The 23,464-nt window shown below is 58.8% G+C and carries 31 protein-coding genes; 5 read left to right on the forward strand and 26 right to left on the reverse strand.

The window, feature by feature from the left end; all coding sequences use genetic code 11:
• The first annotated feature begins 515 nt into the window (after nt 1–515).
• Together ACS4RS_RS20115 and ACS4RS_RS20120 are read left to right on the forward strand one after the other, a co-directional pair.
• On the forward strand, nt 516–1,766 hold the full coding sequence (locus ACS4RS_RS20115; RefSeq protein WP_439009564.1) for an acyltransferase family protein: 1,251 nt from the start codon (nt 516–518) through the stop codon (nt 1,764–1,766).
• Between the two features lie 332 nt (nt 1,767–2,098).
• Nucleotides 2,099–3,178, forward strand: a complete 1,080-nt coding sequence (locus ACS4RS_RS20120) for an acyltransferase family protein (protein ID WP_439009563.1) — start codon at nt 2,099–2,101, stop codon at nt 3,176–3,178.
• Here the strand turns inward: ACS4RS_RS20120 and ACS4RS_RS20125 are convergent.
• The 11 genes from ACS4RS_RS20125 to ACS4RS_RS20175 are packed head-to-tail and all read right to left on the reverse strand — an operon-like array spanning nt 3,134 to nt 12,258.
• On the reverse strand, nt 3,134–4,165 hold the full coding sequence (locus tag ACS4RS_RS20125; protein WP_439009562.1) for a hypothetical protein: 1,032 nt from the start codon (nt 4,163–4,165) through the stop codon (nt 3,134–3,136). The two genes, ACS4RS_RS20120 and ACS4RS_RS20125, sit on opposite strands and share 45 nt — an antisense overlap.
• 10 nt (nt 4,166–4,175) lie before the next feature.
• Nucleotides 4,176–5,186 (reverse strand): hypothetical protein, encoded by a 1,011-nt coding sequence (locus tag ACS4RS_RS20130; protein WP_439009561.1) that lies wholly within the window; start codon nt 5,184–5,186, stop codon nt 4,176–4,178.
• Nucleotides 5,187–5,196: 10 nt separating this feature from the next.
• Complete coding sequence (locus ACS4RS_RS20135; RefSeq protein ID WP_439009560.1) at nt 5,197–6,102, reverse strand: hypothetical protein; 906 nt, start codon at nt 6,100–6,102, stop codon at nt 5,197–5,199.
• Nucleotides 6,103–6,114: 12 nt separating this feature from the next.
• The gene (locus ACS4RS_RS20140; protein WP_439009559.1) at nt 6,115–6,918 is read right to left on the reverse strand and encodes a DUF2612 domain-containing protein; all 804 of its coding nucleotides are present in this window, start codon (nt 6,916–6,918) and stop codon (nt 6,115–6,117) included.
• Entirely contained in the window at nt 6,915–7,805 is an 891-nt protein-coding gene (locus tag ACS4RS_RS20145) for a hypothetical protein (protein WP_439009558.1), read from the reverse strand. The genes ACS4RS_RS20140 and ACS4RS_RS20145 overlap by 4 nt, the downstream gene beginning before the upstream one ends.
• Nucleotides 7,802–8,167, reverse strand: a complete 366-nt coding sequence (locus ACS4RS_RS20150; protein WP_439009557.1) for a hypothetical protein — start codon at nt 8,165–8,167, stop codon at nt 7,802–7,804. Before ACS4RS_RS20150 ends, ACS4RS_RS20145 begins: the two co-directional genes overlap by 4 nt.
• The gene (locus tag ACS4RS_RS20155; protein WP_439009556.1) at nt 8,164–8,826 is read right to left on the reverse strand and encodes a Gp138 family membrane-puncturing spike protein; all 663 of its coding nucleotides are present in this window, start codon (nt 8,824–8,826) and stop codon (nt 8,164–8,166) included. Before ACS4RS_RS20155 ends, ACS4RS_RS20150 begins: the two co-directional genes overlap by 4 nt.
• Nucleotides 8,826–9,710: a phage protein gene (locus ACS4RS_RS20160; protein WP_439009555.1), complete on the reverse strand. Its 885-nt coding sequence runs from the start codon at nt 9,708–9,710 to the stop codon at nt 8,826–8,828. Before ACS4RS_RS20160 ends, ACS4RS_RS20155 begins: the two co-directional genes overlap by 1 nt.
• A 27-nt stretch (nt 9,711–9,737) precedes the next feature.
• A complete protein-coding gene (locus ACS4RS_RS20165; RefSeq protein WP_439009554.1) occupies nt 9,738–10,031 on the reverse strand; it encodes a phage baseplate plug family protein in 294 nt (97 codons plus the stop codon).
• The gene (locus tag ACS4RS_RS20170; protein ID WP_439009553.1) at nt 10,028–10,606 is read right to left on the reverse strand and encodes a phage baseplate protein; all 579 of its coding nucleotides are present in this window, start codon (nt 10,604–10,606) and stop codon (nt 10,028–10,030) included. Before ACS4RS_RS20170 ends, ACS4RS_RS20165 begins: the two co-directional genes overlap by 4 nt.
• On the reverse strand, nt 10,606–12,258 hold the full coding sequence (locus ACS4RS_RS20175; RefSeq protein ID WP_439009552.1) for a tape measure protein: 1,653 nt from the start codon (nt 12,256–12,258) through the stop codon (nt 10,606–10,608). Before ACS4RS_RS20175 ends, ACS4RS_RS20170 begins: the two co-directional genes overlap by 1 nt.
• 57 nt (nt 12,259–12,315) lie before the next feature.
• Here ACS4RS_RS20175 and ACS4RS_RS20180 point away from each other — a divergent pair, with 57 nt between their 5' ends.
• Complete coding sequence (locus tag ACS4RS_RS20180; protein ID WP_439009551.1) at nt 12,316–12,642, forward strand: hypothetical protein; 327 nt, start codon at nt 12,316–12,318, stop codon at nt 12,640–12,642.
• Between the two features lie 174 nt (nt 12,643–12,816).
• On the opposite strand, the gene ACS4RS_RS20185 is transcribed toward ACS4RS_RS20180, so the two are convergent.
• Genes ACS4RS_RS20185 through ACS4RS_RS20240 form a run of 12 tightly spaced genes read right to left on the reverse strand, consistent with a single transcriptional unit; the run spans nt 12,817 to nt 19,955 of the window.
• On the reverse strand, nt 12,817–13,254 hold the full coding sequence (locus ACS4RS_RS20185) for a phage tail assembly chaperone (RefSeq protein WP_439009550.1): 438 nt from the start codon (nt 13,252–13,254) through the stop codon (nt 12,817–12,819).
• Nucleotides 13,247–13,681 carry a phage structural protein gene (locus ACS4RS_RS20190; protein WP_439009549.1) on the reverse strand — a complete coding sequence of 145 codons (435 nt, stop codon included), beginning with the start codon at nt 13,679–13,681 and terminating at the stop codon, nt 13,247–13,249. Before ACS4RS_RS20190 ends, ACS4RS_RS20185 begins: the two co-directional genes overlap by 8 nt.
• A gap of 11 nt (nt 13,682–13,692) precedes the next feature.
• The gene (locus ACS4RS_RS20195) at nt 13,693–14,835 is read right to left on the reverse strand and encodes a DUF3383 family protein (protein ID WP_439009548.1); all 1,143 of its coding nucleotides are present in this window, start codon (nt 14,833–14,835) and stop codon (nt 13,693–13,695) included.
• A 24-nt stretch (nt 14,836–14,859) separates the two neighbouring features.
• Complete coding sequence (locus ACS4RS_RS20200; protein WP_439009547.1) at nt 14,860–15,366, reverse strand: phage neck terminator protein; 507 nt, start codon at nt 15,364–15,366, stop codon at nt 14,860–14,862.
• The gene (locus tag ACS4RS_RS20205; protein ID WP_439009546.1) at nt 15,363–15,695 is read right to left on the reverse strand and encodes a hypothetical protein; all 333 of its coding nucleotides are present in this window, start codon (nt 15,693–15,695) and stop codon (nt 15,363–15,365) included. Before ACS4RS_RS20205 ends, ACS4RS_RS20200 begins: the two co-directional genes overlap by 4 nt.
• Entirely contained in the window at nt 15,692–16,165 is a 474-nt protein-coding gene (locus tag ACS4RS_RS20210; RefSeq protein ID WP_439009545.1) for a hypothetical protein, read from the reverse strand. Before ACS4RS_RS20210 ends, ACS4RS_RS20205 begins: the two co-directional genes overlap by 4 nt.
• Entirely contained in the window at nt 16,165–16,362 is a 198-nt protein-coding gene (locus ACS4RS_RS20215) for a hypothetical protein (protein WP_439009544.1), read from the reverse strand. The genes ACS4RS_RS20210 and ACS4RS_RS20215 overlap by 1 nt, the downstream gene beginning before the upstream one ends.
• 14 nt (nt 16,363–16,376) lie before the next feature.
• Nucleotides 16,377–16,766 (reverse strand): DUF4054 domain-containing protein, encoded by a 390-nt coding sequence (locus ACS4RS_RS20220; RefSeq protein ID WP_439009543.1) that lies wholly within the window; start codon nt 16,764–16,766, stop codon nt 16,377–16,379.
• A gap of 60 nt (nt 16,767–16,826) precedes the next feature.
• Nucleotides 16,827–17,306 (reverse strand): hypothetical protein, encoded by a 480-nt coding sequence (locus ACS4RS_RS20225; RefSeq protein WP_439009542.1) that lies wholly within the window; start codon nt 17,304–17,306, stop codon nt 16,827–16,829.
• 14 nt (nt 17,307–17,320) lie between these two features.
• Nucleotides 17,321–18,289 (reverse strand): DUF2184 domain-containing protein, encoded by a 969-nt coding sequence (locus tag ACS4RS_RS20230; RefSeq protein WP_439009541.1) that lies wholly within the window; start codon nt 18,287–18,289, stop codon nt 17,321–17,323.
• Between the two features lie 24 nt (nt 18,290–18,313).
• Complete coding sequence (locus ACS4RS_RS20235; protein WP_439009540.1) at nt 18,314–18,784, reverse strand: structural cement protein Gp24; 471 nt, start codon at nt 18,782–18,784, stop codon at nt 18,314–18,316.
• A 13-nt stretch (nt 18,785–18,797) separates the two neighbouring features.
• The gene (locus ACS4RS_RS20240) at nt 18,798–19,955 is read right to left on the reverse strand and encodes a DUF2213 domain-containing protein (protein WP_439009539.1); all 1,158 of its coding nucleotides are present in this window, start codon (nt 19,953–19,955) and stop codon (nt 18,798–18,800) included.
• Nucleotides 19,956–20,172: 217 nt separating this feature from the next.
• Between ACS4RS_RS20240 and ACS4RS_RS20245 the strand changes: the two genes are divergently transcribed.
• Both ACS4RS_RS20245 and ACS4RS_RS20250 read left to right on the forward strand, forming a co-directional pair.
• Nucleotides 20,173–20,427, forward strand: coding sequence for a hypothetical protein (locus ACS4RS_RS20245; RefSeq protein ID WP_439009538.1), 255 nt, complete (start codon nt 20,173–20,175; stop codon nt 20,425–20,427).
• A gap of 46 nt (nt 20,428–20,473) precedes the next feature.
• A complete protein-coding gene (locus ACS4RS_RS20250) occupies nt 20,474–20,683 on the forward strand; it encodes a hypothetical protein (protein WP_439009537.1) in 210 nt (69 codons plus the stop codon).
• Here ACS4RS_RS20250 and ACS4RS_RS20255 read toward each other — a convergent pair.
• Genes ACS4RS_RS20255 through ACS4RS_RS20265 form a run of 3 tightly spaced genes read right to left on the reverse strand, consistent with a single transcriptional unit; the run spans nt 20,640 to nt 23,459 of the window.
• Complete coding sequence (locus tag ACS4RS_RS20255; RefSeq protein ID WP_439009536.1) at nt 20,640–21,488, reverse strand: phage head morphogenesis protein; 849 nt, start codon at nt 21,486–21,488, stop codon at nt 20,640–20,642. The two genes, ACS4RS_RS20250 and ACS4RS_RS20255, sit on opposite strands and share 44 nt — an antisense overlap.
• On the reverse strand, nt 21,485–23,317 hold the full coding sequence (locus tag ACS4RS_RS20260; RefSeq protein WP_439009535.1) for an anti-CBASS protein Acb1 family protein: 1,833 nt from the start codon (nt 23,315–23,317) through the stop codon (nt 21,485–21,487). The genes ACS4RS_RS20255 and ACS4RS_RS20260 overlap by 4 nt, the downstream gene beginning before the upstream one ends.
• Entirely contained in the window at nt 23,310–23,459 is a 150-nt protein-coding gene (locus ACS4RS_RS20265; RefSeq protein WP_439009534.1) for a hypothetical protein, read from the reverse strand. The genes ACS4RS_RS20260 and ACS4RS_RS20265 overlap by 8 nt, the downstream gene beginning before the upstream one ends.
• Nucleotides 23,460–23,464 lie beyond the last annotated feature (5 nt).

The following is a 23,464-nucleotide window of genomic DNA, read 5'->3' on the forward strand; positions in this document are numbered from 1 at the left end:
TATCCTTGCTTGCGGGCATCGAGTTTATGGATATCTCCATGTTGTGGATGGGCGGCCGCTTCCGCAGAGGCAACGGATGATGTAGGTTGCCGGAATGCTAGAGTTTCTGAACTGGTCCGTTTACCTGATCGACTCCGCGCCGAGACGGCTGTTCCGCGCCTTCTTCCCAGAGAAGACGAGGCCGGAGGACTATTTTTGGTCTGAGATCACATGGCCGTGGCAGCCGCACGTCCGCCTAATCGACGGGACGTGGTCATCTCCACACGGAACGATGTGGCGCAGACGCCGGCAGGATGGGGCCTGGGAATACCAGCAAGACCCGGAAACGGATGAAGAATGGGACAGCAGTCAGTGGTAATTACTGCACCGTGAATTTTTCCTCGTTCTAGTAGGCGAGCCTCTGGCCACGCTCCATCCTCGCGCACACTTGTACCCCGGCACCTCAGTTCGATTTTCCATCTTCGGAAAATGCCAATTGAGCTGGACAAGCTTCACAAACTTCGGTTCATGACCTTATGGGTCAAGAACAGCAAAGACTTCTTTATCTCGATGGATTGCGAGGGATCGCTGCGGCAACGGTGCTCGTTTGTCATGCAGTCGTTTCGTTTGATTTTGCCATGATAACAGGCAATCCCAAGATCTCGCATTTTGCCTTCGACGGCTGGTTGCACAAGCTTCCCTTTATGATCCACATCTATGCCGGCCTTCCGGTATGCATATTTTTCGTACTGAGCGGCCTTGTATTGTCAAGGTCAGCCGAGATGGGGAGCAGCACAGTCCCTGCCCTGATCTTGAAGCGCTATCTTCGGTTGATGCCTGTTATAGTGGCGACAAGTCTCATCGTGTGGTTTCTCTATAGAATCTTCGGCGAGATCCAAAGAGAGGCGCTTCCCGTCACCAAGTCGGTCGCGTCGGTCATCACTTTCGCGAACGGCATCCCTTCGTTCACGACCGCAATGCATGAGGCAATTTATCAGGCGCTTCTCGGCACTTTCTCGTATGACACGACGTTGAACGTTGCTCTCTGGACCATGAGGCAAGAGTTCCAAGGCTCCGTCCTGATTTATTTAGTTGCATGGATGGGGTCAATTTGGGGTCTCAAGTCTCCCGCGAGCCGGATCACCATGTGCATCCTGCATCTGTTAGTGCTGGTCCTTTGGTCCCGCACTTATATTTCGCTCTTCTCGGCCGGCGCACTGTTGGGCATGATGAGAAACCAAGAACTCTCCGGCAGGCTGGCAAGCGTACTGATATTTTCAGGGCTTTTAATCGGCACTCTGCCGAACGGTCTGATTGCCGATTGGCCCATTCCACCCATGCCCGCTATCCCTTTCACCACACTGCCACACGGTTCATCCTCATTTTACCGTGGCATCGGGGCCGTCATTCTGATCGCCGGACTCATGCACCAGAGACGAGTGCAGGGCCTCCTGTCAGATAGATTCCCCCAGTTTCTCGGCCGCATATCGTTTGCGTTATATTTGATCCACTTCCCGATCCTGCTCACCGTGGGGAGTTGGATCGTTTTATCAATGACTGGCCTTGGCATTCCCTACGGGGTGACGGCGCTCGTGGCGTTCTTCGCCACCACATGCATTACAACGTTGATCGCGATTGTTATCTCAAAGACCGTCGACCATTGGTCGATTGCGCTATCCGGATCGGTAGCCAAAAAGCTAGACCTTGCGATAAGGAAACTTCTGGGTAGCTCGTTTCCCCCTCAGCAGAAATTGATTCAACCCGGGCAAGCTTTGAGGAGCCGATGATCCAGAAGACCTTCTTTCATCACTGAGAAGCGCGCCACACCCGGACCCAGAGGCGACACTCTGGCACAAGTGCAACCCGATCCTTCCCCACGCAGGACCCGGAACAGACAACGAGTGGGACAGCAGTCAGGGGTAATTACTGTAGGGTCAGTTTGATGACTTCGCCTGACCAGATTTCAAACGAAACTGTTCCGCCACGGGATTTGTCCTGGTGGAGATCGGATATATCTTCGCGATCATGGCGCCCTTCACCGTGACATGACCAGGCGGATCATAGTGCTCCCTCGATCGAGATTGATTAGAATTTCCCGTTTTGCTAATGGATACAACCCATGGGGTATATACGTTTTCTTTTGGCGCTGTCGGTCGTCCTGTCGCATGCCGGAGGGCTGCAAATCATAGGTCGGATGGCTGGCGGCGAAGCTTCCGTTCAGTGCTTCTTTATGCTCTCGGGGTTCTACATGGCTCTTGTCTTGGCGGGGAACGATGACAAGGCGACATTCTATCGGAACCGATTTTCCAGGATATTTTCCGGGTTCTGGGTCGCTTCTGCCTTTGCCCTAGTGATGTCTGCCTTGGCGCACGATAACATCCTCATCAGGATATACAGAGCCGACCTTCCCCTGTCGGCAAAGGCTCTGTCGCTATTCTCCAACGCATTTCTGTTCGGAAGCGACATTGCTCTTTTTGTCGACGCGCCCCTTGGGGGCCTTCAATTTTCGCCGTCCCTCTCATCGATGACCCATCCGGTTTTCTGGTATTCACTGATCCCACCGGCATGGTCTCTTCCGGTCGAGCTCTGTTTTTACCTGTTGGCACCGTACGCGCTTAGATCAATGCCGCGAATGTTGGCTTTGCTGTGCGCGTCGATCGCCATCCGCCTGTGGACGTACTCCGCCTTTGGCACCGTCGAGCCATGGGGCTACCGTTTTATGCCAAGCGAATTGGCCTTCTTTCTAATCGGGGCGATTAGCTTTCGCCTTGTTCCGTCCGCAACCGCCCTCCCGAAGTTGGTGGGAAAGCTTGCAATGTTCACAGCGATAGGCCTTGTGGTGGCTTTCGAGGCGTTGCCCAGTCCGTGGATGCTATACGTTGGCGTTCTCGTCGCAACGCCCCTGATCTTCGCCCACGTATCTCTCGATGGGTCAAGAGCCGACAGAATCCTCGGTGACGTCTCCTATATGATTTACCTCTGCCACATGGCGGTGATCGCTTATCTCCCTGCCATCGTAGGACGCCCGCCTATTTCGCTCGCAGTGATCATTGCAATTGGTATTGCTTTCGCGCTTCACAGGGTTGCCCATCCGCTGGACAAATGGATGAGGACTGTTAGCTGCACAGCCATTGAAGATCCTCGTTCTCGTAGGCTATCGAAACGTCACCTTTTGAGCGATCCCGGCCAAGATCTCTAGTTCCACAATGCCGCCGCGATATGGATAAGAAACGATAGAGGTGGGCGATATCTTCGCCATGATGGCATCCTTTACCGCGATATGACCGGTCGGGTTATAGTGGATGCCATCGGCCTGCAGATGGATGGCAGGATCAAACACAGAGTTGATATCGATCTTTGAGACTGCAAGACCATCGGCAATGAGATCATCAATCATGGCAAAAGCTGCCGCCCCATAAGCGGAGACGTTCGCATCATTGTTCGTGCTCGTTCCGTAGCCAGTTGCCGAGCGCTCTGCGATATTCGCTACGAACACCCTCGGCTTGGATGGCTGATCAGACCCAGCTACCCATTCGAGGAAAAAGGTCTTGGCACTGATGCTCTTGATCTCGACGATATGAGCCCCGGCGGACAGACCACCTATGCGAATGGCAGCAGGAGCGTAAGATCTACCGATCTGCGTGTTGCCAACGACCGTCCCGTTCGTGGTGATCGTCTCATAGAGAACGCCGTCGATGCGGACTTCGAACACCCCTTCGCTCGGGGCGTGGTTTTGCAAGATGTAGCTAATATAGACTGCTGTCCCGCTGACCGTCACAGTGGCTGTCGCTCCGCTGGCCACCGTGTTTTTGCCGATGGTGTTGACGGACGTGTCGGTCCAAGAGCCGGAATACGCAACACCCCCGCCTCTAGCAATCACCTTGGAAGGAGCAGCGCACCACAACACGATATCGCGCAGGAAATTAACATACGCCGCCATCTTGACAGCATCGGCACCATAGATTTGTGCGTCGTTCGTTCCGATCGACACCAGGTAGTCTTTTGACGCCGCCGGCGTGACCCCATAAGTGAGCCATGATTGATCCGCAGCCATGTGGCCGCTTGAGGCAATGATGCTCTTCGTTGTGCCAAATGCCGCGGCGACCAGAGAGGGCCAGTCTTGGCCCGCCGAGACACCGAAACCAACGCCGTTGCTATCCCCGAATACAACAATAGGATTTGCCATCTGTTTTCCTTTAGATCCGCGGGATCTGATAGTCTCGCCAGCCGAGTGTTTTGATCGTGGATGGGGACAGCGTCGATGAGCTCAAAGAAAGGGCCGCATAAATCTGCGCCGACGTGTTTGTATACTGATCAAACGACTGACCTGCTCTTTTGGTGCCGGTCGAGACATATATGCGCACCGACTTTTCAATGTTGGTGTTAGCACCATCCGCGACGGTAAGGATTGTTTCTGTGTCGCCAGCCGCTGCTTCAATCAAAGACTGAAAATACCCGAGGACCCGAATTCCAGTTGGGAGATTGCAGGTAAGCAGAGCCTTTGCCCGTGCCGCTGTAGTGGAGAGATCGCTGGGGAGTGACCCAGCCACTGTATTCCAATAGAAATCGTTCCTGTCTTGGATGAATGGTCGAATATTCCCGCTGCCATCAGTGATTATGCTTCCGAGGCGCTGCACTCGTGTCCACCCACTGGAAACCGTCGGAGCGCTTACCGAGGTAGAAAACAGCGCGTCAAAGGCCCCCGTCGTGTTATTGACGATGGCGTGGCCATGGTACGTTGTGCTGTTGGCCTTGGCGCCGGTATCGAGGCCACCATTGCCGGTGCCGGCAGCCCAAGCCGCATCCAGGCGCTTCGTCATCGTTGCCGAGTTTACGACGCTCTTGCTGTTGCCCTTCGCCTGTCCTGTCGTGATGTCGATGCGGTTGTTTGCATCCGACGCGTTGTTCGACATGATCAAATCGCGAACATGGTCGGGGATCGCGTTAATCGCGCCGATATTTGCCATGGCTTGGTTTTGCTCAGACAGGGTCAGCGTCTGTGCCGCATCGAAGCGAAGTCTCTTGGCCAGCGCGGTCAGTACGGTCTGGGCGAACGTTGGATCAGCATTCAACAGGTTTGCGGTAACGAGATCGAGTATCTGCTGAAGCTTCAGCTTGACGGTCAGGTCGTCTTTTTCCGCCGGAAACTCGTGGAGTAGATTCGGAAGATTAGTCGACGGCAGATCCTTGATGCGAATGTCAGCCATATGAATTACCTCAGTTCGCCAGGAATAGCGCGTTGATATTGTAGACGGTCGAGTAATCCATCAGAAATTGAGAGGTTGCCAACTCATACCGGTTCACAGTCAACGTCTCTGGGGCCTGGTCGCGGATCCCGGCAATCGAATTGGGGTCTGACACGCGTGAGATGCTATGAAGGAATTTCGGTGTTCTGGCCCAATTCAGCGTCGACTGGAACGTGTAACGTGTTCCATCAATACTGGGGGAGTTGATCCGCGTTCCAGTCAGCACTCTGATGTCCTGAAGCTGAACCTTATTGACTAGGTCGGTGATAGCCGGGATATTGCTGGAGTTGGTGATCACCCTGGCAACCAGCATGTCGTCGTACTTGCTATCGAATGTCGCATCGGTCTCCGCAAGCGCAGAAGGATTGTATACTCCAGACAGGAGATCCTTAAGCTCGAAGCCACCGGTAGAACTCCACCGCAGATGATAGGTCTTGCTCGCGTCGGTTGGAAGGTCGGCGAGAACCGTCGTTACCGGATAGATGCCGCGATGCTGGAACACCACGCCCGCCGGAATCCGCACAAGACCTGTGCCGGGTGAGAGAATACCGATCTTCCCGCTGGCCGTCTGAACGTCAGGGTAAATCGGAAGGCGCAAGCGGGCTTGGCTCATGAGCAGATAGTCAGAAGTTGCCCCGCCACCAGTGGCGGCATCGATGAGGGCTTTGATCGCCTTCCAAAGCTGCGTCATGTCGCCATTCGAAGGCGTGATGCCACTCTCGATGATCACCTTGTTGATTTCGGACTGAAGCGCCCAGAACTGCCAATTGAAAAGCGCGAGATCGGCCGGGCCACATCCGAACCCTAGATCCTGCTCGTCGTTCGTCGGCTCCCGGCGCTCGCCGTTGACGGACCAAGGAGGGTTAAAGTCAGCCATGTTGAATTGCTCCTAGCAGGAATAGGGTTTGAGGTCGATTTCACACATCCAGTCGGCGCCTCTTGTGAGAGGCCCGGTGATGATGTGATCTCCGGTGTCGGTAGTGAGTTCATCGCCATCGCTGGTCGCGATCCGGGCGCCTTCTGGGAGCCATTCCTCACAGAAGCCGCCCCAGCCAGCTCCGAAGCCGAACACCTCAAACGTGCCGAAGTGCCATCGCGTGGAAATCCCCGGTGCAACTGGCAGAACTCTCGGGATGATTTGGAGGATCGCTGTTTCCAACTCGGTCAGAGCTCGGAAAGGAGCGATAACGACGCGGCTATGACCGGCATCAAGGATTTTGGCCTGTGATCCAAAGATCACCTGTATTGACGTTGTCAGGTCGGCCCAGCTGTAGCGGGACTGCATCTGGTAGGATCGCGAAATGAGAAGGCTGCGATAAAGATCGTCATCATCGATGCAAATGTCCGAGATGCCATTATCACCGCAACCATCCCACGTTCCGCTGTTGCAAAAGCCAACGATCGGCTGTGACCCAGCACTGCTTGTCGTGCATTGGAACCCAAAGACTGGCTGCACATCGCAAACACAATGGCAACGAGGAAACCCCATCCACTTCCCAAGGATCGTAAGCTGATCGCCAACTGCAGTATCCAGGTCAAAATATGAAGGCAGGTCGCAGATAGACTCCTGCGCCTCCCAAATTTTACGCAAGAAGGTGCGGATCACATGCAAGAGCTTCGGGCTCTCACGGTAGCGGGTGAGTACTCGGTCGATACCGCCCTCGATGAAGGTGCTTTCGTCGAAGCAGGTCATACGAGCGATACCGTCACGTTTTCAGTCGCCAGGGACGCGCGCTCGATAAACCCGATGACGACATCATCATTGTCAGACTGGGCGATGCCATCACGGCTTCCGTTGATCGAGATCACTTCAACGTTCGAAAATGCGCTCTCAATAATGGAACGGACGCGGTAAAAAGTGACGTCGTCACCGTTGAGTAGGTACAGGCCAGTCAGCAGTGTGGACTTGATCGCTGTCATAGACGGTGGCGGGCAACCAAAGCTGTCCTTGAACGTTCGCACCTTGATGTCGAGATGGACAGGGACATCGATAGGGCGGAGGATGTGGAACGAGCGGCAATATCCATCGAGCAGGCTCTCGATCTTCGACGTTCCAAAAATCGTGACACCCGGAACGATGTACTGCCGCATTGCGGCGGCTATCTCATCATCATCGCCACCGCTTACGGCAACGCAAATCGACCCAGCCGGCATCATGTTCTCGTCGAGCGCACCGGTGTCATTGACCCACACGTGAGAATAAGTGACGCCATCCAATGCAGTGATGGCGCGGCTGATGTCCTGCAAGTCAACTCTGGCTTGCCCTGCATTTGTGATCGCCTGTCGAAAGCTTGCATCTGTTTCGTCTGCTGCTCTCGCGATACGACGGATGCGCCCAAGGATATCCAGACGGACACCTTCGGCCTGATCAGGGTCGAGAGACTGATAGATATCCTCCTCAAGCTCCCAGACCTGGGACACGCCATCGGCGAAGATGCCATTGATCTGACCCATAGGGCTTTGAGAGGTCTGGACGAGGCCCGGGCCGAACTCGGTGATGAGCGCCGCCTCGATCTCTGCCAGAATGATCGTCAGAGGCTTGCGGGTAAAGCCTGTCGAGACGACGCCGTAATCGGTCATGCCTGCACCTCAGTATCGAAAATTGTTCCGACCTCGACGGACTTAATGATCAGTCCCCGGGTGGCTTTGTCGAAGGAGACCGAGAAAGACGTGATCTCGGTTACGCCATCGGTGTTCAGGATCTCGGCCTTCACGACGGATTCTGCGAGCGCCGGGTCGTAGGCCTTGCCGAGGATGTCATCGAGCCAAGGAACGCCGGCCGTCTTGTCGAGAAACCACTCTCCGGAGAATGTCGTGAGGCGCTGGCGAACGTGCTGCCCGACGGCCTCAGCATCGCTCACAGTGGCGAGATTGCCATCCGAGCGAAGGAAGAGATCATCAGTCACAGGATCGATCGCCAGGCCGAAGCGAACCGAAGTCATATCTGCATGTCCCTCAGTTTGCCGGCGATGACCGCCAGCTCGTCGCCTATCTCTGCGTATCGGGGCGAATGATCGAGACCTTCGGTGCCGAGCAGAGTGAACCCCTCGGACGTCAGCTCGACGTGCTGGATGAGCAGGTCGAAGATGCTACCTTCCGAGCCAACCAGATCGAACTTGCCGTCTGGCGAGCCTTTCATCCCATACTGGCCGCCCGCATCGAACCGGACATGTGTGTTATCCGGGTCAACGTTGGCCAATGGTGTCGAGACGCTGTCGCCGCCAACGATCGTCGCCCGCATGTCAGCCAGGTGAAAAGAGCGGCCATCGAACGGAGCTCCATCGCCATCGGTGTCGTAATTGTCCATGGACCGCATCATCGGCGCCAGCATAACCCTCGTCCCGCTCGGGATGGGGAACGTGATGCCGGCAGAGCCCGTACGCGGCAGATCGACGGGAACCTCGAAGAGCTGCGGCATTGCGACAGGCTGCCCGTTGTGGATAGGCTTGTAGAGCGGCTGCACGGTGGCCGTCTGTGTCGCTGGATCGAACGAGACGATTTCGCCTGGAAGCGGGCCCCACATCGCCTCGCGTTCGCTCTGCGCCTGCTGGCCGGTGATGTCGCGCTGCTGATTGGTGCGCTTGCCGAGGTATCCGACCACTATCGCTTGATCCCCTCGTCTACCTTGCCGCCCTTGAGCGCTTCGCCGGTGATGTCGACTTTGAACTCGCCGTCGTAGTTGTTGCCCGAATAGGAGACGCTGGTGACGCGATACATGCCGTCGTCGCCGTTCATCTCCAAAGTCTCGCTTTTCAACTGCACCCGGCGATTCGGCCGGATCTCGGGATTGAGAAGAGCCGACACCCGAACGCCGTTATCGGTAATGGCCGGCGTGCCGATCATGCCCGTCTCAGGAGTGATCAGCGCCACGCCGCCAATGAAACCGTCGCCCGGGACGATCTCCATCGTCTCGTTCTGGATGTTCCAATAAAAGCCGTTCCCGCGACCGATCGTGTCGAGTTCGCGAGAGCACGATCCGCAGACCGCGTAAGGCCGCTTGAAGGTCTTGCCCTCCACGTCATCGGGGAACTTCCACTCGCCGCGGCTAACGCCTTCCTTTTCAAGCTGCTTATAGAGGTCGTCGACGACGTCCTTGACCGGCGTTCCCTTGGGAAAAGACTTCGATATCGTTGCCCTCCGAAGAGCTTTCGAGCCGTCCCCGCAGGAGATGATGGTCAGGATGTTCGGACCTTCGCGGCGGTGCTCGACGTCACGGACGGCGCCCTTGAAGATTACGCCGACATTGCCGCTGCCCTCCGGCGGGATATACCCGGCCTCGAGCGTGATCGCATCGAACTCCTTGCCGACGCTGTTTCTATGGCTTTCCGACAGGTTGAAGATCGTGATTTCCGCCGAATTGGCAGAAGACGATGTGTCCTTGTCGATGCTGAATTCGATGCGGATGTCGTGCGGGTTGATGCCGCCAGGGTTGATCACCAGGCCACCGTTGAATGTCGCCCTCACCTTTCTCAGATACTGGCGCATCAGGCAGCCGCAGCCTCGACTTCAGCGTCAGACGCTTGGATCAGCAGCACGGTGCCAGCTGGCAGAGCCGCGCGATCGAGGGACGGCGCCAGGCGTGACGGCGACCGCAAATATGGCGCCGAGGCCAAGATTGAACGGCTTCAGCAGATCCACACCCGTGACGATGCGCCTGCCGGTCAACACCGGAAGGTTGTCGATCGATAGGTCGAAGCTCCACCGGTCACTGGTCGGATTGTAGCGCAGCCGGATCGTCACACGCTGCTGGTTGATGATGGTGCCGAACTGCTGATCGGCATAGTCGACGATGTTGAAAACGTTCATTGCGAGCCGATCCCGGTAATTCCACTCAATATCGACTTGTCGGCCGGCGCGGAGGTGATCGCGGCATCTCCCCTCTGCTGGGTGGCCGTGGCCCTGTCGCCCGTGACGGTATCGCCAGCGCGCTCGGTCGAAGGCGCGGCCGCCCGCGTGCTCTCCTTCCCGCCCGGCTTGCCACGCTCGCCTGTGGTGTCACCATCAGGATCGGCAGCATAGGAGGTAGCAACGATGATCACTTCTTGCAGATCGCAGCGGCATCGAAGGATGCGCGACGTTCCGGCATCCCTGTCTGCATCAATCCGCTTGATCAGCATGCTGTTGTAGATCGTCAGGCCGGTGACCAGCGTGAACGGAACACGGCTCTCCTGGAACGCGACCAGAGCGGCGTAGGTTGCCGCCGCCCCGCCAGCAGCAGCATCGAGCGTGATCCGCTTCGGAACGATGATGGCATGATCGGTGATCTTCGCGCCGGTCTCGATCGGGATCTCGGTGATATCGAGTTCCGAACTATGGCGCTCTGAAATCACGCAATCCATCGGGACTGGCCCGATCGAGGTCGAAAAGGCTATGACCGACATTAGAACGCATCATCCTTTTCGAAACGGGAAGCGCGCGCACCACCGGCGGCGGCTTGCCCGACGGCATTCCCGACAGCGGCACCGACGGCCGGCGAGGCATTCTGCACGCCCTGAACTATGACGCCGCCAACCTGGACGGTGACGGACTGGTCGCGGTTGTCCTGCTTGTTGTCGTTGACGACGGCATTGGCCGGCGCGCCGCCGCCCATCTTGGCAGCATTGCCCTCGGCATTCTGCATCATCAGCTTCCAGTCCAAGGCATCCTTTGTCATGGAGTCTTCGAGGTTCGGCGGGCGCGGCTGGTCGACGACGGCTGCACCTTTCATGTAGATGCCGCCCATGCCCTCAACATAGCCTGGATTCGCACGAGGATTGCCGGCAGCGGTGATACCCTCGACTTTCTTGTCCAGGTCGGCCTTGGCAACACCGAAGTAATCGAGAGCGACTTTGGCACCAGCGAACGCCGTGCCTAAGGCGATCAATGCAGCGGTGAGAGGGTTCAGGGCAGCGGTCAGTAGCCCGACCGAGCTTGCGGCTGCCGCGAGCGCCGTTGCGCCGGCCAATGTGGCGATGATGGTCGACAGCTTGTCAGCGTCGATGCCCGTCAGCTCAGACAGAGCCTTGGCGAAATTTCCGATGACGCTTTCGCTGCCTTCCATCCATGACAGGATGTCCTCAAGCACCAGCAAGCCGGTGATGAACGGGAATTTGACCGCAGCAATAAGTCCGAGGCCGATTGCTATGGCTTTAAAGAGATCCGGGTTGACCGAAAACCAGTCGGATAGAAACTGAAAGTGCCGACGCAACCGGTCGACGAGGAACACGGCAGCGTTGACGCCCGCCTCCATGGCCGAGCTCAGCGCCTTGGCGAAGCGGTCAAGACTGCCATTCGCGCTCAGCTCGGCGAAGAAGTCCAGAAGTCGGCCGAGTTGGCGCTTGACGGCATCGAAAACCCCGGCATCGCCGATCTTGCGCAGGAACCCGGTCCATGCGTCTCCAAGGTTGGAAACCATGCCGTTCCAGGTCTTGGATTGCCTCAACATCGCGCCGTTGAAGCGCTCCGAGAAGTTCTCCTTCAGGAACTTGATGATCTCAGCGCTGTTCTTCTTGACGGTTTTCGACAGCGTTTTGCTGTTTTTCGTCCAGTTGAACGTCACCTTGTCGCCGGCAACGCTCGATGTGATGCCGAACTCCTTGAGGCGCTCGAATTCACCGGTCGCGGCATCCGCGATGGCTTCGACGCCCTGCATCAGGGTCTTGCCCATGGCGCTCGACGCATCACCGACGGACTCCAATGCTCCCGTCGTCGGATCGATGCCATAGGATTTCAGGCGGACGAAGGCTTCTGTGACCTCGCCTACCTCGTAAGGCGTCTTGGCGCCGAAGGTGGACACCCAATCGAGCGCCTTCTTTGCCTTCTCCGCGCTGCCTTCGATCGTCTCAAGGGTCGCGGCATAGCTCTCGAACTGCGCCGATGTCGTGATGACCGATTTCCCGAGAGCTGCCAGGGCGCCGGCCGCAGCAGCCGCAGCGGCAGCCGCAAAGACCGAGATCCGCTTCGCCGTCTGATCGATCGACTGCTGAAATTTCTTCAGCTCGGCCTCACCCTTGGTCTCATAACCGAGGATGGCGATAAGCTCGTCAACGATCATAGATTGAAATCCGGTTGAAACGGGGCCACATTCGATGCCTCAACGGAGGATTTCGGAATGCGACTGTTGTTTGGTGCGTTGTTGGCGATTGCTGCCGGCGGGGTATCGTTCGCTGAGGATTTCAGTGCGAAGGACTTCATGATCGCGAACGAGGCCGGGCAGATCATCGGAAGCGCGGACCTGTGCGGGTACAAGCTCGACGATGCCAAGGTTTCGGCCTTCATGCAGGACAAGATCGCCAACCTTGATGCAACGGCGAGAATGCATTTCACCAACGCCCGCGGCGCCCAGGTGCAACTGGCGAAAATGATGAGCGACACCGAGCGAAAGGCTCAGTGCGCCCTTCAGGCAAAGCTCGCCCAGAAGTATGGGCTCACTCCCTAGCCGAAGCTTCCGCCAGCGCAGCCTTCAGGTCGAGCGCCTCATGCGCGTCCATCACGTCGACCAGCGTCACCCACGTTTGCAGATCACGCATGGTGTAGATTGGCGGCTCCGCGAGTATCGGCCGCCAAAGCCACATGTTGAGGTTGGGTGCGACCCTGTCGATTTCCCGCTCGCTCAGGCCTTTGCCGTCAGAGCGCGACGTCCATTCGCCAGGGCGCCGGAGAAAAAATCACCGAACTGCTCCGACAGAACGAACACCGCCACGGGGATGATGTCGCCGAGGCGTCCGACAAAATCGCCGTCGAGGTCGACCGGGTCGTATTGGCCGGATGGCCGCTTGATGCGAGCGATCTCGACGATGTCCTTGACCAGCGAAGCGAACTCCTCCGGCGAGATCGCTTCGAAGATGCCGGTGATTGCCACCAGCGCCTCGCTGTCGGCAGCCGCCCGCTCTTCCACCGACGAACCTTCCCGGCGCGAGGCGAGGATGGCAGGCAGCTTCGACGCAAGCGGTCCTGCGGCTCGCATCAGGCGGGCCTGGAGGATCAGCGCTTTCGTGGCAATGAGCGGATCGACCTTGTACTCGACGCCGTTGATCTTGCGCTCAGCCATTCGGGATCTCCGCGTTCCAATCGCCCGTCCAGAGCACCCACTCGCGAACGACGGCGTTCTTTCCTTTCGAATCCGCCGGCGGCGTCATGATGAAGACGCGATCCGAAGATCCGCCTTCATTTGTGCCATTGTCGATGAGCGAGAACGGGAAGGCAGCGGCGGTCGAGCCGAGCGCCCTCTGCCGCTTGAGCTTCTGATGAAGCAGGCGGTGCGTCGGGCTGGTGTGCTGCAGCTTGACGCTGATCTGGGCCGAGTTATCGGCCGAGATCGAGAAGATGCTCGATCCGTCGGCGCCGACAATGCCAGATCCGGCTTCTGAACCCAGGGTGACCACGATCGCGTCGTCACCATCCCAGAGGCCCTGCACCTTCTGTCCGTCGAGTGTGGCCGCCACGTTGACCATGGAGTAGGCAGTAGAGGTTCCCATGTGTCAGCTCCTTAGAACGTCATGGTGTAGTTGATCGTGGTGTAGTGCACCGCCCCGGCGTACCGGAACCGGACCGAAATCGCCGGGGCGATACGGGCCTTGCGCTGGCTCTCCGGCACGTCGAAGACCGAAGGAACGGTGATTTCCACCGCCGGGGCATAGTCGCCGGTCTCTGGATCGAGATCTTTGGCGATCAGGCCCGCGCGGATGGCCTGCTGCATGACCGTGCGGGCGGCAGAGGCGATGGTTTGCATGCCGCTGTCATCGAAGGGCACGCGCGCGTTGTTGAGGAGGATGCCGAGGCTTTCCTCTTCCGTTCGGGCGATGATCCAATCGGTGGTGTGGATCTCGTCGAGGAAGATGTTTGCCGTCAGCGTCGAGCCTTCAACGACGAAGTTCCGGCTGCCGATGTCGATATAGGTGTTGGCCATGTGGCCGACCGTTCCCGACTGGCCGACACCCGGGGTAAAGCCGGTGATTGCCGCAATGGAAGCAGAGCCGAGGTTGATCGCGCTGATGCCCTTCAGGTTCTTGAACTTCGCGGTGTAAGCGCTGTTGGCATCATCGAAATTCCGCGTCGACATCCAGCCAGCCAGAGCGGCTGCCGGGAATAGGGTTGCGTCGGTATGGTAGAAGACGCCACTTCGCTCGAAATCGTCCTTGTTGCGGGCCGCGATCGACGTCGTGTCGCTCGGAGACTCGGTCGCTGCGTCGTTGCTGTCGATGATTGACAGCTTGTTCTTCGCCTCGGTCCATGTGATCAGACCGTCGGTTATCGCCTGGTCGCGCAGCGTCGTGTCGACGGTGATGAAGTACCAGTCCTGGTCAGCGTCATAGAGCGTATCCAGCTCTGTCTGAAGCTCTGCGGAGGTCGGCGTGCCGTCGATGGCCACGAAACCAACCTTGACCTGTGTCGGTCTCGGGTTCTGCGAGAATGCAGAAAGCGCGGCCTTGTAGGCGTCGGATGAGGTTGCGAAGTCGGCCGCCACCTCTTCGATCGAGGCGTAAAGCTTCGTCCGATGTGTCGCATCCACCTTGTCGGTCACAGCAACCGTGGTGAGAATTAGCTGCGTTCCGAAACCACGACGGCTCGGAAAGGCATCTTTACGCGACAGCGTCACGTTGACGACGCGGTTGAAGGGTAGGATTGCCATCCTGCCGTCCTTTCTTGGTTGAAGTTATTCAGCCCGAGCGATGTCGAAGCTGGTCTCGTCGACGGTGTCGAAAATGAAGCCGTCGCGCGTCAGGCCGCGGACGATGAAATCAAGCTGAGCGCGAGGCTCCCACCTGTTGTTGATCCAATCCGGCACGTTCCTGACCTGAGAGACGTCATGGATCACCAAATCCGGCATCATGGGTTCCATGATCTGCGGAAGCTTTGAGGCCGATGTCACCGGCCTGAGGATATCGGTCGGCGTCGGGCCGTAGGCGTGGATCGAAAACCGCCATTCCACTTCAATCACTGGCGCCGCGCTGATCTCATTCTCGCCCTCGGCGTTCGGGATGCCGGTATCCGTGTATTCGACCGTCTGCTCGTGCTGGCGCACCTCAGCGGACCCCGTGAAATTGATCATGACGTATGGCAAGGCCGGCTCTTTCCCGCCTTCATGTGACTTGATCGTCACGACTGAGGTCGCCGACTTCACCCAGCGGACAACCGCGCTCCACACCTCTTCATTGGTCATTTCGTTAGCCTGCCCAATGCTGCGCGGTAGAAGCCGCCTTCCAAGCGCGGCCAAGCGAAGAGGATGCGATAGACAATGCCGCCGCTGATGATCTGATCATCGACGGCAACGGCCGAACGGCTCCAGAGCATCCAGCCGGCCTCGGTGCGAATGCCTTCCGGCATGTCCATCAGCTGGTTGCCCTTCACGGGCTGGATGGCGGCGCGGATGGTCGCGCTCGTCGGCGCGCCCTGGATGAAGTCGCCGTCGTCATTGTAGGAGCCGGCGGCGGTCGTCGTCAGGGTGACGTTCACCGCCTCCCCGTCGATCGCAATTGCGACGTCGATCATTCGTTGACCTTCCAGGTGACAGCGCCGCGCATCTCGCCGCTATCGATGAGCGGCTTGCTCGAACCCTTCAGTGCAATAGTTGCGTCTGCGTTGATGGGCGTCGTCAGCGAGGTCATCTCCGTTTGGATATCGCCTTGGGCGGTGATGCCCAGCTTCGAGAGCACGGTGCGCAGCCCGGTCTTGCCGACGAGGATCTTGGCGGCCGATGACCGCATCGCCTCCCGGTATTTGCCGCGGTTCTCGCGAATGGCATTGCGAAGGAACGGACGTTCCGGGATAGGACCGCCCCAGCCACCGCCGGATGCCCCGCCCTTCGTCCCGAACTCGTTCCAGATCGCCTTATTGATGTTGTCCTGGTCGGCCTCGCCTGCCGGGAACCCGACCTTGACCGTTTTTGGCCCGGACAGAGCCGCGCCGATGTGGCGGAGAACCGAATTATTCTTCTTCCGCTTCACCTGGACGGTGAACATCAGGCCTTCTTGGCCTTGGGCTGTGGCTTTTGCTCGTCGACGACCTCGATCGTCTTGCTGGTCAGCCAGGCCTTGATGGTATCGTTGTGCTTCACGATGTCCCAACACTCGATGTTCAGTTCCGCGCCGGGGTTAATCGTCACGCCAAGAACCGGGACATGCAGCGGAGCGTTGTGGTTCGATTTGACCTTTGCCATTGGCTTATTCCTCTTCAGACAGCGGCCACAGCCGGGAAATTCTTGCGCAGCAGGGCCAGGAACTCCTGCCCGTAAATCGTTGCCCCGTACCCGGACGCTGCGCCCGATCCAGAGGAGCCGCCAGGAGTGGCGAATTCGGTTTCGACGTCGCCAACCTTGCGGCGCTTGACGAACCCCGTCCCTGCGCTGCTCTGGCCTGTCGCGGTGCGCCCCGGCTCGCCTTCCATGGTGAGCTTATGGGCAGCCAGCAACATCTGAGCCCGCGCGCGGTCCTTCTCCTCCCACGTGTCGCCGACATCCGATATCGCCTCGTCGAGAACAAGCTGAATCAGGGTGTCCGAGACGGTGGTAAATTCGGGATAGCGGGCCTTGAACGTGGTGGGCGTTGGGGTCTGATACGCCATCTGTCTGGCCCTTCTTTTTCCGGAGGGAAAGCCCCGGCCGTCGCCAGCCGGGGATGGTTGTCACTGAGCGAGGAGCTGCTCTTGCTCTGCCGGGGTCATTGCCTTGAAGGCTTCGGCATCATCGGCGCGCATGTTCTTGCCGATCTGCTTGCCGTCGGCGCCGAAGACGCCATGCCAGCCGGGAGAGGTTTCCTTGACCTCAAACGGACCTTTCGGACCATCTGCCGCAGGCGACCTGCCGTCGAGCTGCTTGCGGAGGTCGGCGTTCTCCGCGCGCAGCTGTTCGAAAGCCGACCGCATCGCGTTGAACTCTGCCGAGGGGACGTACACACCTTCCTTGTCGTCTGCTTCGGTGAAGGCGAAGGAAGGCGCACGGTCTTCCACCGGATCTCCTTCCAGATCGATGAAGCCGAGACGGCTGATGCGCTTGGCCTGACCTTCCGTCAGATCAAGCTCTTTCGTTTCTCCGGGCCGGACGAACCGGACACCGATGACGGTATGCAGGCCCTGCGGGGCCTTGCTGTTGTTGGTGACCTTCATGATTGGCCCTCCGGTTACGGTGCGGTGATCTCGTCGCCGTATGCCATGGCGCCGGGAAGACGAACTTCCGTGCCACCGGTACGGGCGATGATACCGGTTTCGAAGCCCATGATGGACTTCTGGCGCGGCTGGAGCACCCGGCGCGGCATCGGCAGGTGGAAGCGGAGAACTTCCGTATCCTTCCGATAGACGACCATGCGGCCGCCGCCGTCCTGCGAAGCCGTAGCCAGCTCGCGAAGCGGCTGGATGTCGAGCGGCTGGCCGGTTTCGGCGGTGTAGATGTTATTCCGGCGCAGGTATTCCAGGGCAGTGATAAAGCCATCGCCGGCGCCGAGACGGCGCGTGGCGATGTCCCGGAAGGCTTCCGGCGGCAACCGCAGGGTATCGGCCCATTCCACTTCCGAGGTGTTCTCGCGAACGTTGGTGAGCAGGCTGTTGACATCCCCGATCATCTGATCGACCGTTTTGGCAGACCAGAAAGTCGAGGACCCGGTACCGTCGGCCGCTACGTCGACACGGGAGACGTTCGGATCGTTGACGAAGCCGGTCCAGTTCTTCTCGGAGGAGCCGACCATGGCAACCGAGTTGAGCAGGCGCTCGACTTTATCCGAGGCCGACAGCGCTTTCGTGCCGTTCAGGTCGATGTTGTAGAGCGCCGCCTGGTTGACCTCTTCCAGGTTCCACTCCCAGCCGGAGCCGATCATCGCGAAGTCATGGCTCGCCATGTCCTTCGTCGCCTGGTTGAACGGCATATCGGTACCGGCGCCGGAGAGGAACTTCGCCTCGCCCGCAGTATCGACGGTGAAGAACGTCGTACCGATCGCCCATTCGTTGCCTTCCGTCACAACAGGCACGTGCATGCCGTAATTGAAGGTCGGATAGCGGCGCTGGTAGATCCGCGTCTCGATGTTGCGTCCCTGCGCGATGACGAAGGGATACGCGGCCTGCGCGTCTGCGAAGGCCTGTCGTAGTATGGTGTTCATTCCTTTGGTCCTTTCGTTGACGCGTTAGGCCTGATGGCGCAGGCCAAGGCTTATTTGGACGATGGCGCCGTCAGTGCCCGCTTCCTCGAAGAAGGCATCCGGAATAGCCGGGTTGGCGCCAGCGTTGGCGACGTTCGTGTACCGGCCGTTGGCGGTCAGATAGTAGACCGGATCACCGGCCGCGACCGTCGCACCCGCGGTGACGTACATCGGGCCCATGGTCATGAAGGCGCCGGTGAAATACTGCGGATACGCATCCGGGTTGTCGGCGTCAGCCGGGACAGCCGGGTTGAGCACTGCGAGACCGAGGAAGTCGCCAGTGGACAGGATTGCTACCCCGTGATCGCCGGCGCCACGCTGCGCCGGTGCTCCGAACTTGATGCCGGCCGCCGTTTCAACGGTGCGGCTGACCTTGTTGCACTTTTCCTCGGAAGCAATCTGGCCCGGAAGTCCCTTTGCAGGAGCCGCGCCATAAGTGGTCTGATAAGTCGCCATTGAAGCGTCTCCCTTAGTTGACCGTTGCGGAAGTCTTGCCGGCCTTCATGTCGGCGACCATCAGCGCGTAGGCATCGGTCACGACCTTGTCGGCGTCGTTTGTTGGAGTGATGCCATCGGCGACCACGCGGGCGAATGGATCGGCGCTGCCCGCCTTCTTCGCGTCTTCGACCAGGATGTCGAACCGAGCGTCGATGTAGGCGTCCGCCTTATCGGCAACGGCCGCGTCACCGAGCTTGGCGGCCACGACCGCCTTGCGGATTGCAGCATCGGCCAGGCCCTCGGTCTTGAGGTCCTTCGCGATGGACTTGGCGACAGAGAGGAGATCGGCGCGAGCCTGCACACGCTTGTCGATGTCGGCGTCGGAAACGACTTTCCCTTTCAGGGCGTCGATTTCGGCATCCTTGGCTGCCAGTTCTTTTGCATGGGAAGCGTCCTTCGCTGCGACCGTAACCTGATGTGCCTTCTCAGCGTCGGTGAGCTTGGTGTTGGCGTCAGCCAGCCGCGTCTGCAGCGTGCCGATCACCACGGCGCCCTGGTCGGTTACTTCAACCGGGATGCCATCGACGGTAACCGTCTTCAGGGTCATGATCTTTTCCTCTGTGGGTTTGTGATCAGGGGTGAAAGGGCTGATGCCCCAATTCGCACCGTCACCGATGCGAGCTTTTGAACCAGCGCGGGCTCGATCGACGACGGCCAGGTGGTTGATCTTGATGTCGCGCTGAACCGCGTCGAACGCCTGACCGTCCTCGGTCGTGCCGGCGGTCCAGTCGAGTAAGCACTCATAGCCAGCGGAGAGTTCGCGCTTGCCTCCCTCGACGTCCTTGATGGCAGCGGCGTCCTTGAGGATCAGCGGCAACCAGACCCATTCGCCGTCCTTCTTTGCGAGAGTACTCACTTCGCCGACGGCGAGGTCTTTCCAGTTGGTGGCGCTGACAGCTTCCTTCGGGTGATTCACAGTCACCGGCGCGTGGGTGAACGACTGAAGGCTGGCATCGGCGAAGACTTCCTCAGCAGGCCGATAGACACGAACGACCTTCATTTCCGGCTTGCCGACCTCGTCCCCGAGGTACAGCTGAATGCCGGCGCGAACCGCCCTCGCCTCGGCGATAAGATAGCCGTCTGCCGTCCGTCGCGTTCCCGCGACGACCGCTGCATCAATGAATTGCATGGATTTCTCTCCCGCCCATCCGGGCCGGGGCGCGACGCGCCTATGGATAAAATTCGCCTTTTCGACCTGCGGGAGACCGTCCGCAGGATCCCGTCATGGCATCGGTGAACTTCATTGTGGGTATCGCCGTATTAACCTCTTGCATACGCAGTAAAGCTGTTGTCCGATCCGGATCTCTTGCGTCGCTAAAACGCGAACCGAATGGATGGAGGTTTCTATGAAGGGCTGGAACAAAACTAGAGTTCAATTGCTGGAGGACATTGAGGTCCAAGGGCGCGTCATCGAACAAGGAAATTATCAAGGCCTGTCATACAACCGTATCGGCACAAATACGGATGCTGCGGGCGCCACTTCTTATTTCGTGACTTTGGGTGATGATCTCAAAGACCTCCCTATAGAAACTCTCCAGATGCAGTCGTGGCAGATCGATCGTTTTGTTGAAGACGGCACAGCGAAGGTGCGTCAGTGGTGACGACCGAAGCTGGACATCTTTCCGTTGCTGCGGTTAGATCAGCGCCATGACTGATGAGCACTTTCGAGCCCTGCGCACACTGATCCTTGACCAGAACGTCAAGATCGAAGTGCTGTCGGCCGAAGTGCGTAGATTGCGTCAGGCAGTCGAAAACCTCGAACCGATCGAGATCAAGGACACCCGCGTTAAATCGTCCGAGCTCGAAGCCCTTCTCAGAACTCGACAATCCCCCGAGGGACGCAGCGGCAGCGAATAGGCTGGCCCGGGTGCTGCCCGCCGGTCGATGAAGGGCCTTCCTTCCACGTGAACTCTTTGCCATCCAGCGCATAGTGCGATGGCCTGGCATTCGGGTACCGGCCGCCCGGCGTCCCCCTAACCCGCTCATCGTGAGACGTCATCCACCAGTATTTCAGAATTCCGGCCTGCTCTTGCCGGATCATGTTCAGATCGGCGTTGAACGTGCCAGTCTGGTCCTGGGCGATTAACTGGGCCCGCTTGTCAGCGACGCCGAATTGATCCTTCAGTGCCTTGCGCAGCGTCGTGACTGAGTTCCCGGCGATGCTGTTCGCATAGACCGTCTGTTCGACGCCCTTCACCACGTCATCTCCCAGGCCTTTGATCAGCGATGCATTGCGCGCGACGGCGGCCTGCAGATAATCGGCAAGGTCCTCCTGCATGACCACCGCCGTGAGATCGATGCCCAGCGCCCGCTTTGCCGCCGCCATAAAGGCTTCGGAATGGCGTTTCGCCTCAAGATCCAAGATCGAGTTGACGGTGCCCGAAGCCAGCCGCACCAACTGAGCGACAAGCGCATCAAGGCCCGAAAACCACGTCCGATCAGCATCGGCCGTCATGGCTCTCACAGCCAGCCTCTGCGATCGCTCCCGCTCATAAAGCGGGATGATGGTCTGCCGCGTCTGCGCGACGATCTGTGTCAGCATGGCCCGCAGCGCCGTCAGATACTGCTTTTCAGCAGAGAGGCGGACATTGACCGGGGGAAGGACTGCCTTCGACCCTTTCGGCCGGTCCACGAGCTTGGCGAGCGAGTAGCTGCGGATCATGCTTCGGTGATCCCGGCCTTCCAGTCGTTTTTCACTTCCTCGAAGACCTCAGGACCGAGGATGATTTCGCCGCGGTACGGCGTTACCTTGTCGAGCTCTATGCCGTCCGGCATCTGCCACGTGATGGTGATGTGCGGCTGATAATCCGGATAGTCCGTCTCGGCGCCCATCCGCTTGATGTCTTCATGCCGCCAGGTGAGGCGCGATGATGCGAACTGCAGCACCACGGCATCGCCGAAGCGCTCCATCAGCCGCGGCCCGCCTTCGGGGATCTTCACCCTCGGCTCGCCCTGCCAGTAGTCATCGCCGACCTTGATCCAGTCCATCGGAGTGCGGGTGTGGATGATGGTGACATGCAGATCGTCTTGAACCGTCGTGAAGCCCTGAGACTTCGCCCAGCGCTTGATATCAGCTGAATTGACGACGTCGCGGTGGATGTAGAGCGTGCGCGGCGCGGCATCGGCCGCCTGCTGGCGCTGCATCTCCTGCTGGTTCGGATCAACCGTCTTGCCATCGTCCCCGCCGAGGTCGGCTTCCCAATCCTGGCCGGTCTCTTCCATCGCCTGGTCAAGCCCCGGATATAAGCCATCCTCGACGAGCTGGTTCGATACGACAGTGCGCAACTCCTCGCTGGTGAAGAGCCCGGTCGTCACAAGCACATTGGCAGTGTCGGCGTGCAGTTTGCCGATCTCCGCCAGTTCCTTCTCGGTCATCTGCTTCAGCGGAGACCACGAATAGAAGATCTCCGCCGGCCGGCTGCCGAGCGAAGAGCGGATAAGGCATTCATCCAACCGGTAGAGCGACGGCGCCATCTCCAGTGCCTGGATGGACGAAACCCGGTCGTAATAGTTGTTCATGTCGGATTCGCCGGTGGCGGACATGCCAGCCGGAGATTGACCGAGGAGGCGCGTCACCGGGATGTCGGCGGCGCCGGCGGCCATCTGCAGAAACGACTGCATTACTTCCGGCAGTGTGGCGAACGTCACCTGCTTGCGCTCGTATTCCTCTTCCTTATCGAGGAGAAGAGCACGATTGATGCCCTTGGCCGTCGCCGCCAGCATGAACCGATCGATCAGCCTTTGGGAGTAAGCAGGATCAGACAGGCTCGCCATGAAATCCGGGATGCGGAAGACATCGACGTTGGCTTCGAACACCAGGCTGGCGATGTTTGCCGCTGTCGCATCGGCATTCTTCATCGCCGAATAGACGGATTCGATGATGCTGTCGCCCCAGCCCTGGTTGACGCCAAAATTCAGAAGGTTGTCTCCATGGTTAGCGCCGATAAAGACGGCCATTCGTGACGGATGGATGCGCACCATCGATGTGTTGCCGGTCACCTCATAATAGGCCGGCTTGCCATAGAACTCGGAAAGCACATTCTGCTCGATGGGACCGGCGGTAACGTCGCGGCGACCAAGAACGGTGAGGTATTTGATCCCGCTCTTCTTCATGCCCTCGACGTTGAGTGGCTGCATGAGATCCTGCTCGCCGGTGCCGATGAACAAAGCAGCGCCGCCCCAGAGGCGGGCCTTGGTCTTCACCTCGAGCAGCTTCTGCCAATAGCCGAGCCGCTTCTCTTCAGCCTCGATCAGCTCAATCTGATCCTGCTCTGCCTGCCAGTCCCGACCCTTGCGGACCGCATCCATGGCGGGGATGTCGACGATCTTCCGGCCCAGCCAGTTGCTCTTGTAGATCGCGGCGAGCTGGTAGTCGTCGATATACTCGATGCCATAGGCAGCCGTCGCCATCTTGTCCCGGGTAGGATCGCCGAGGCCAGCGACGACCGACCGCAGGCTGTCATTGGCCTGTAGCTGGATCACATTACCCATTGCGGCTCTTCCTGATGTTCGGCGGGTTCTTCACGACGTCCCTGGCGACCCTTGGCAGCACTTTCAGCACGCCCTTGGCACCTGCCTGCTTTCTCGCCTCGGCGAGCATCTGGCGGCGCTTTTCACAAGGTCCACAAGCCATGTCCG

Origin of the sequence: Rhizobium sp. F40D2, assembly GCF_051810745.2 — a bacterium.
In the GTDB taxonomy this organism is placed as follows: Bacteria; Pseudomonadota; Alphaproteobacteria; order Rhizobiales; family Rhizobiaceae; genus Rhizobium.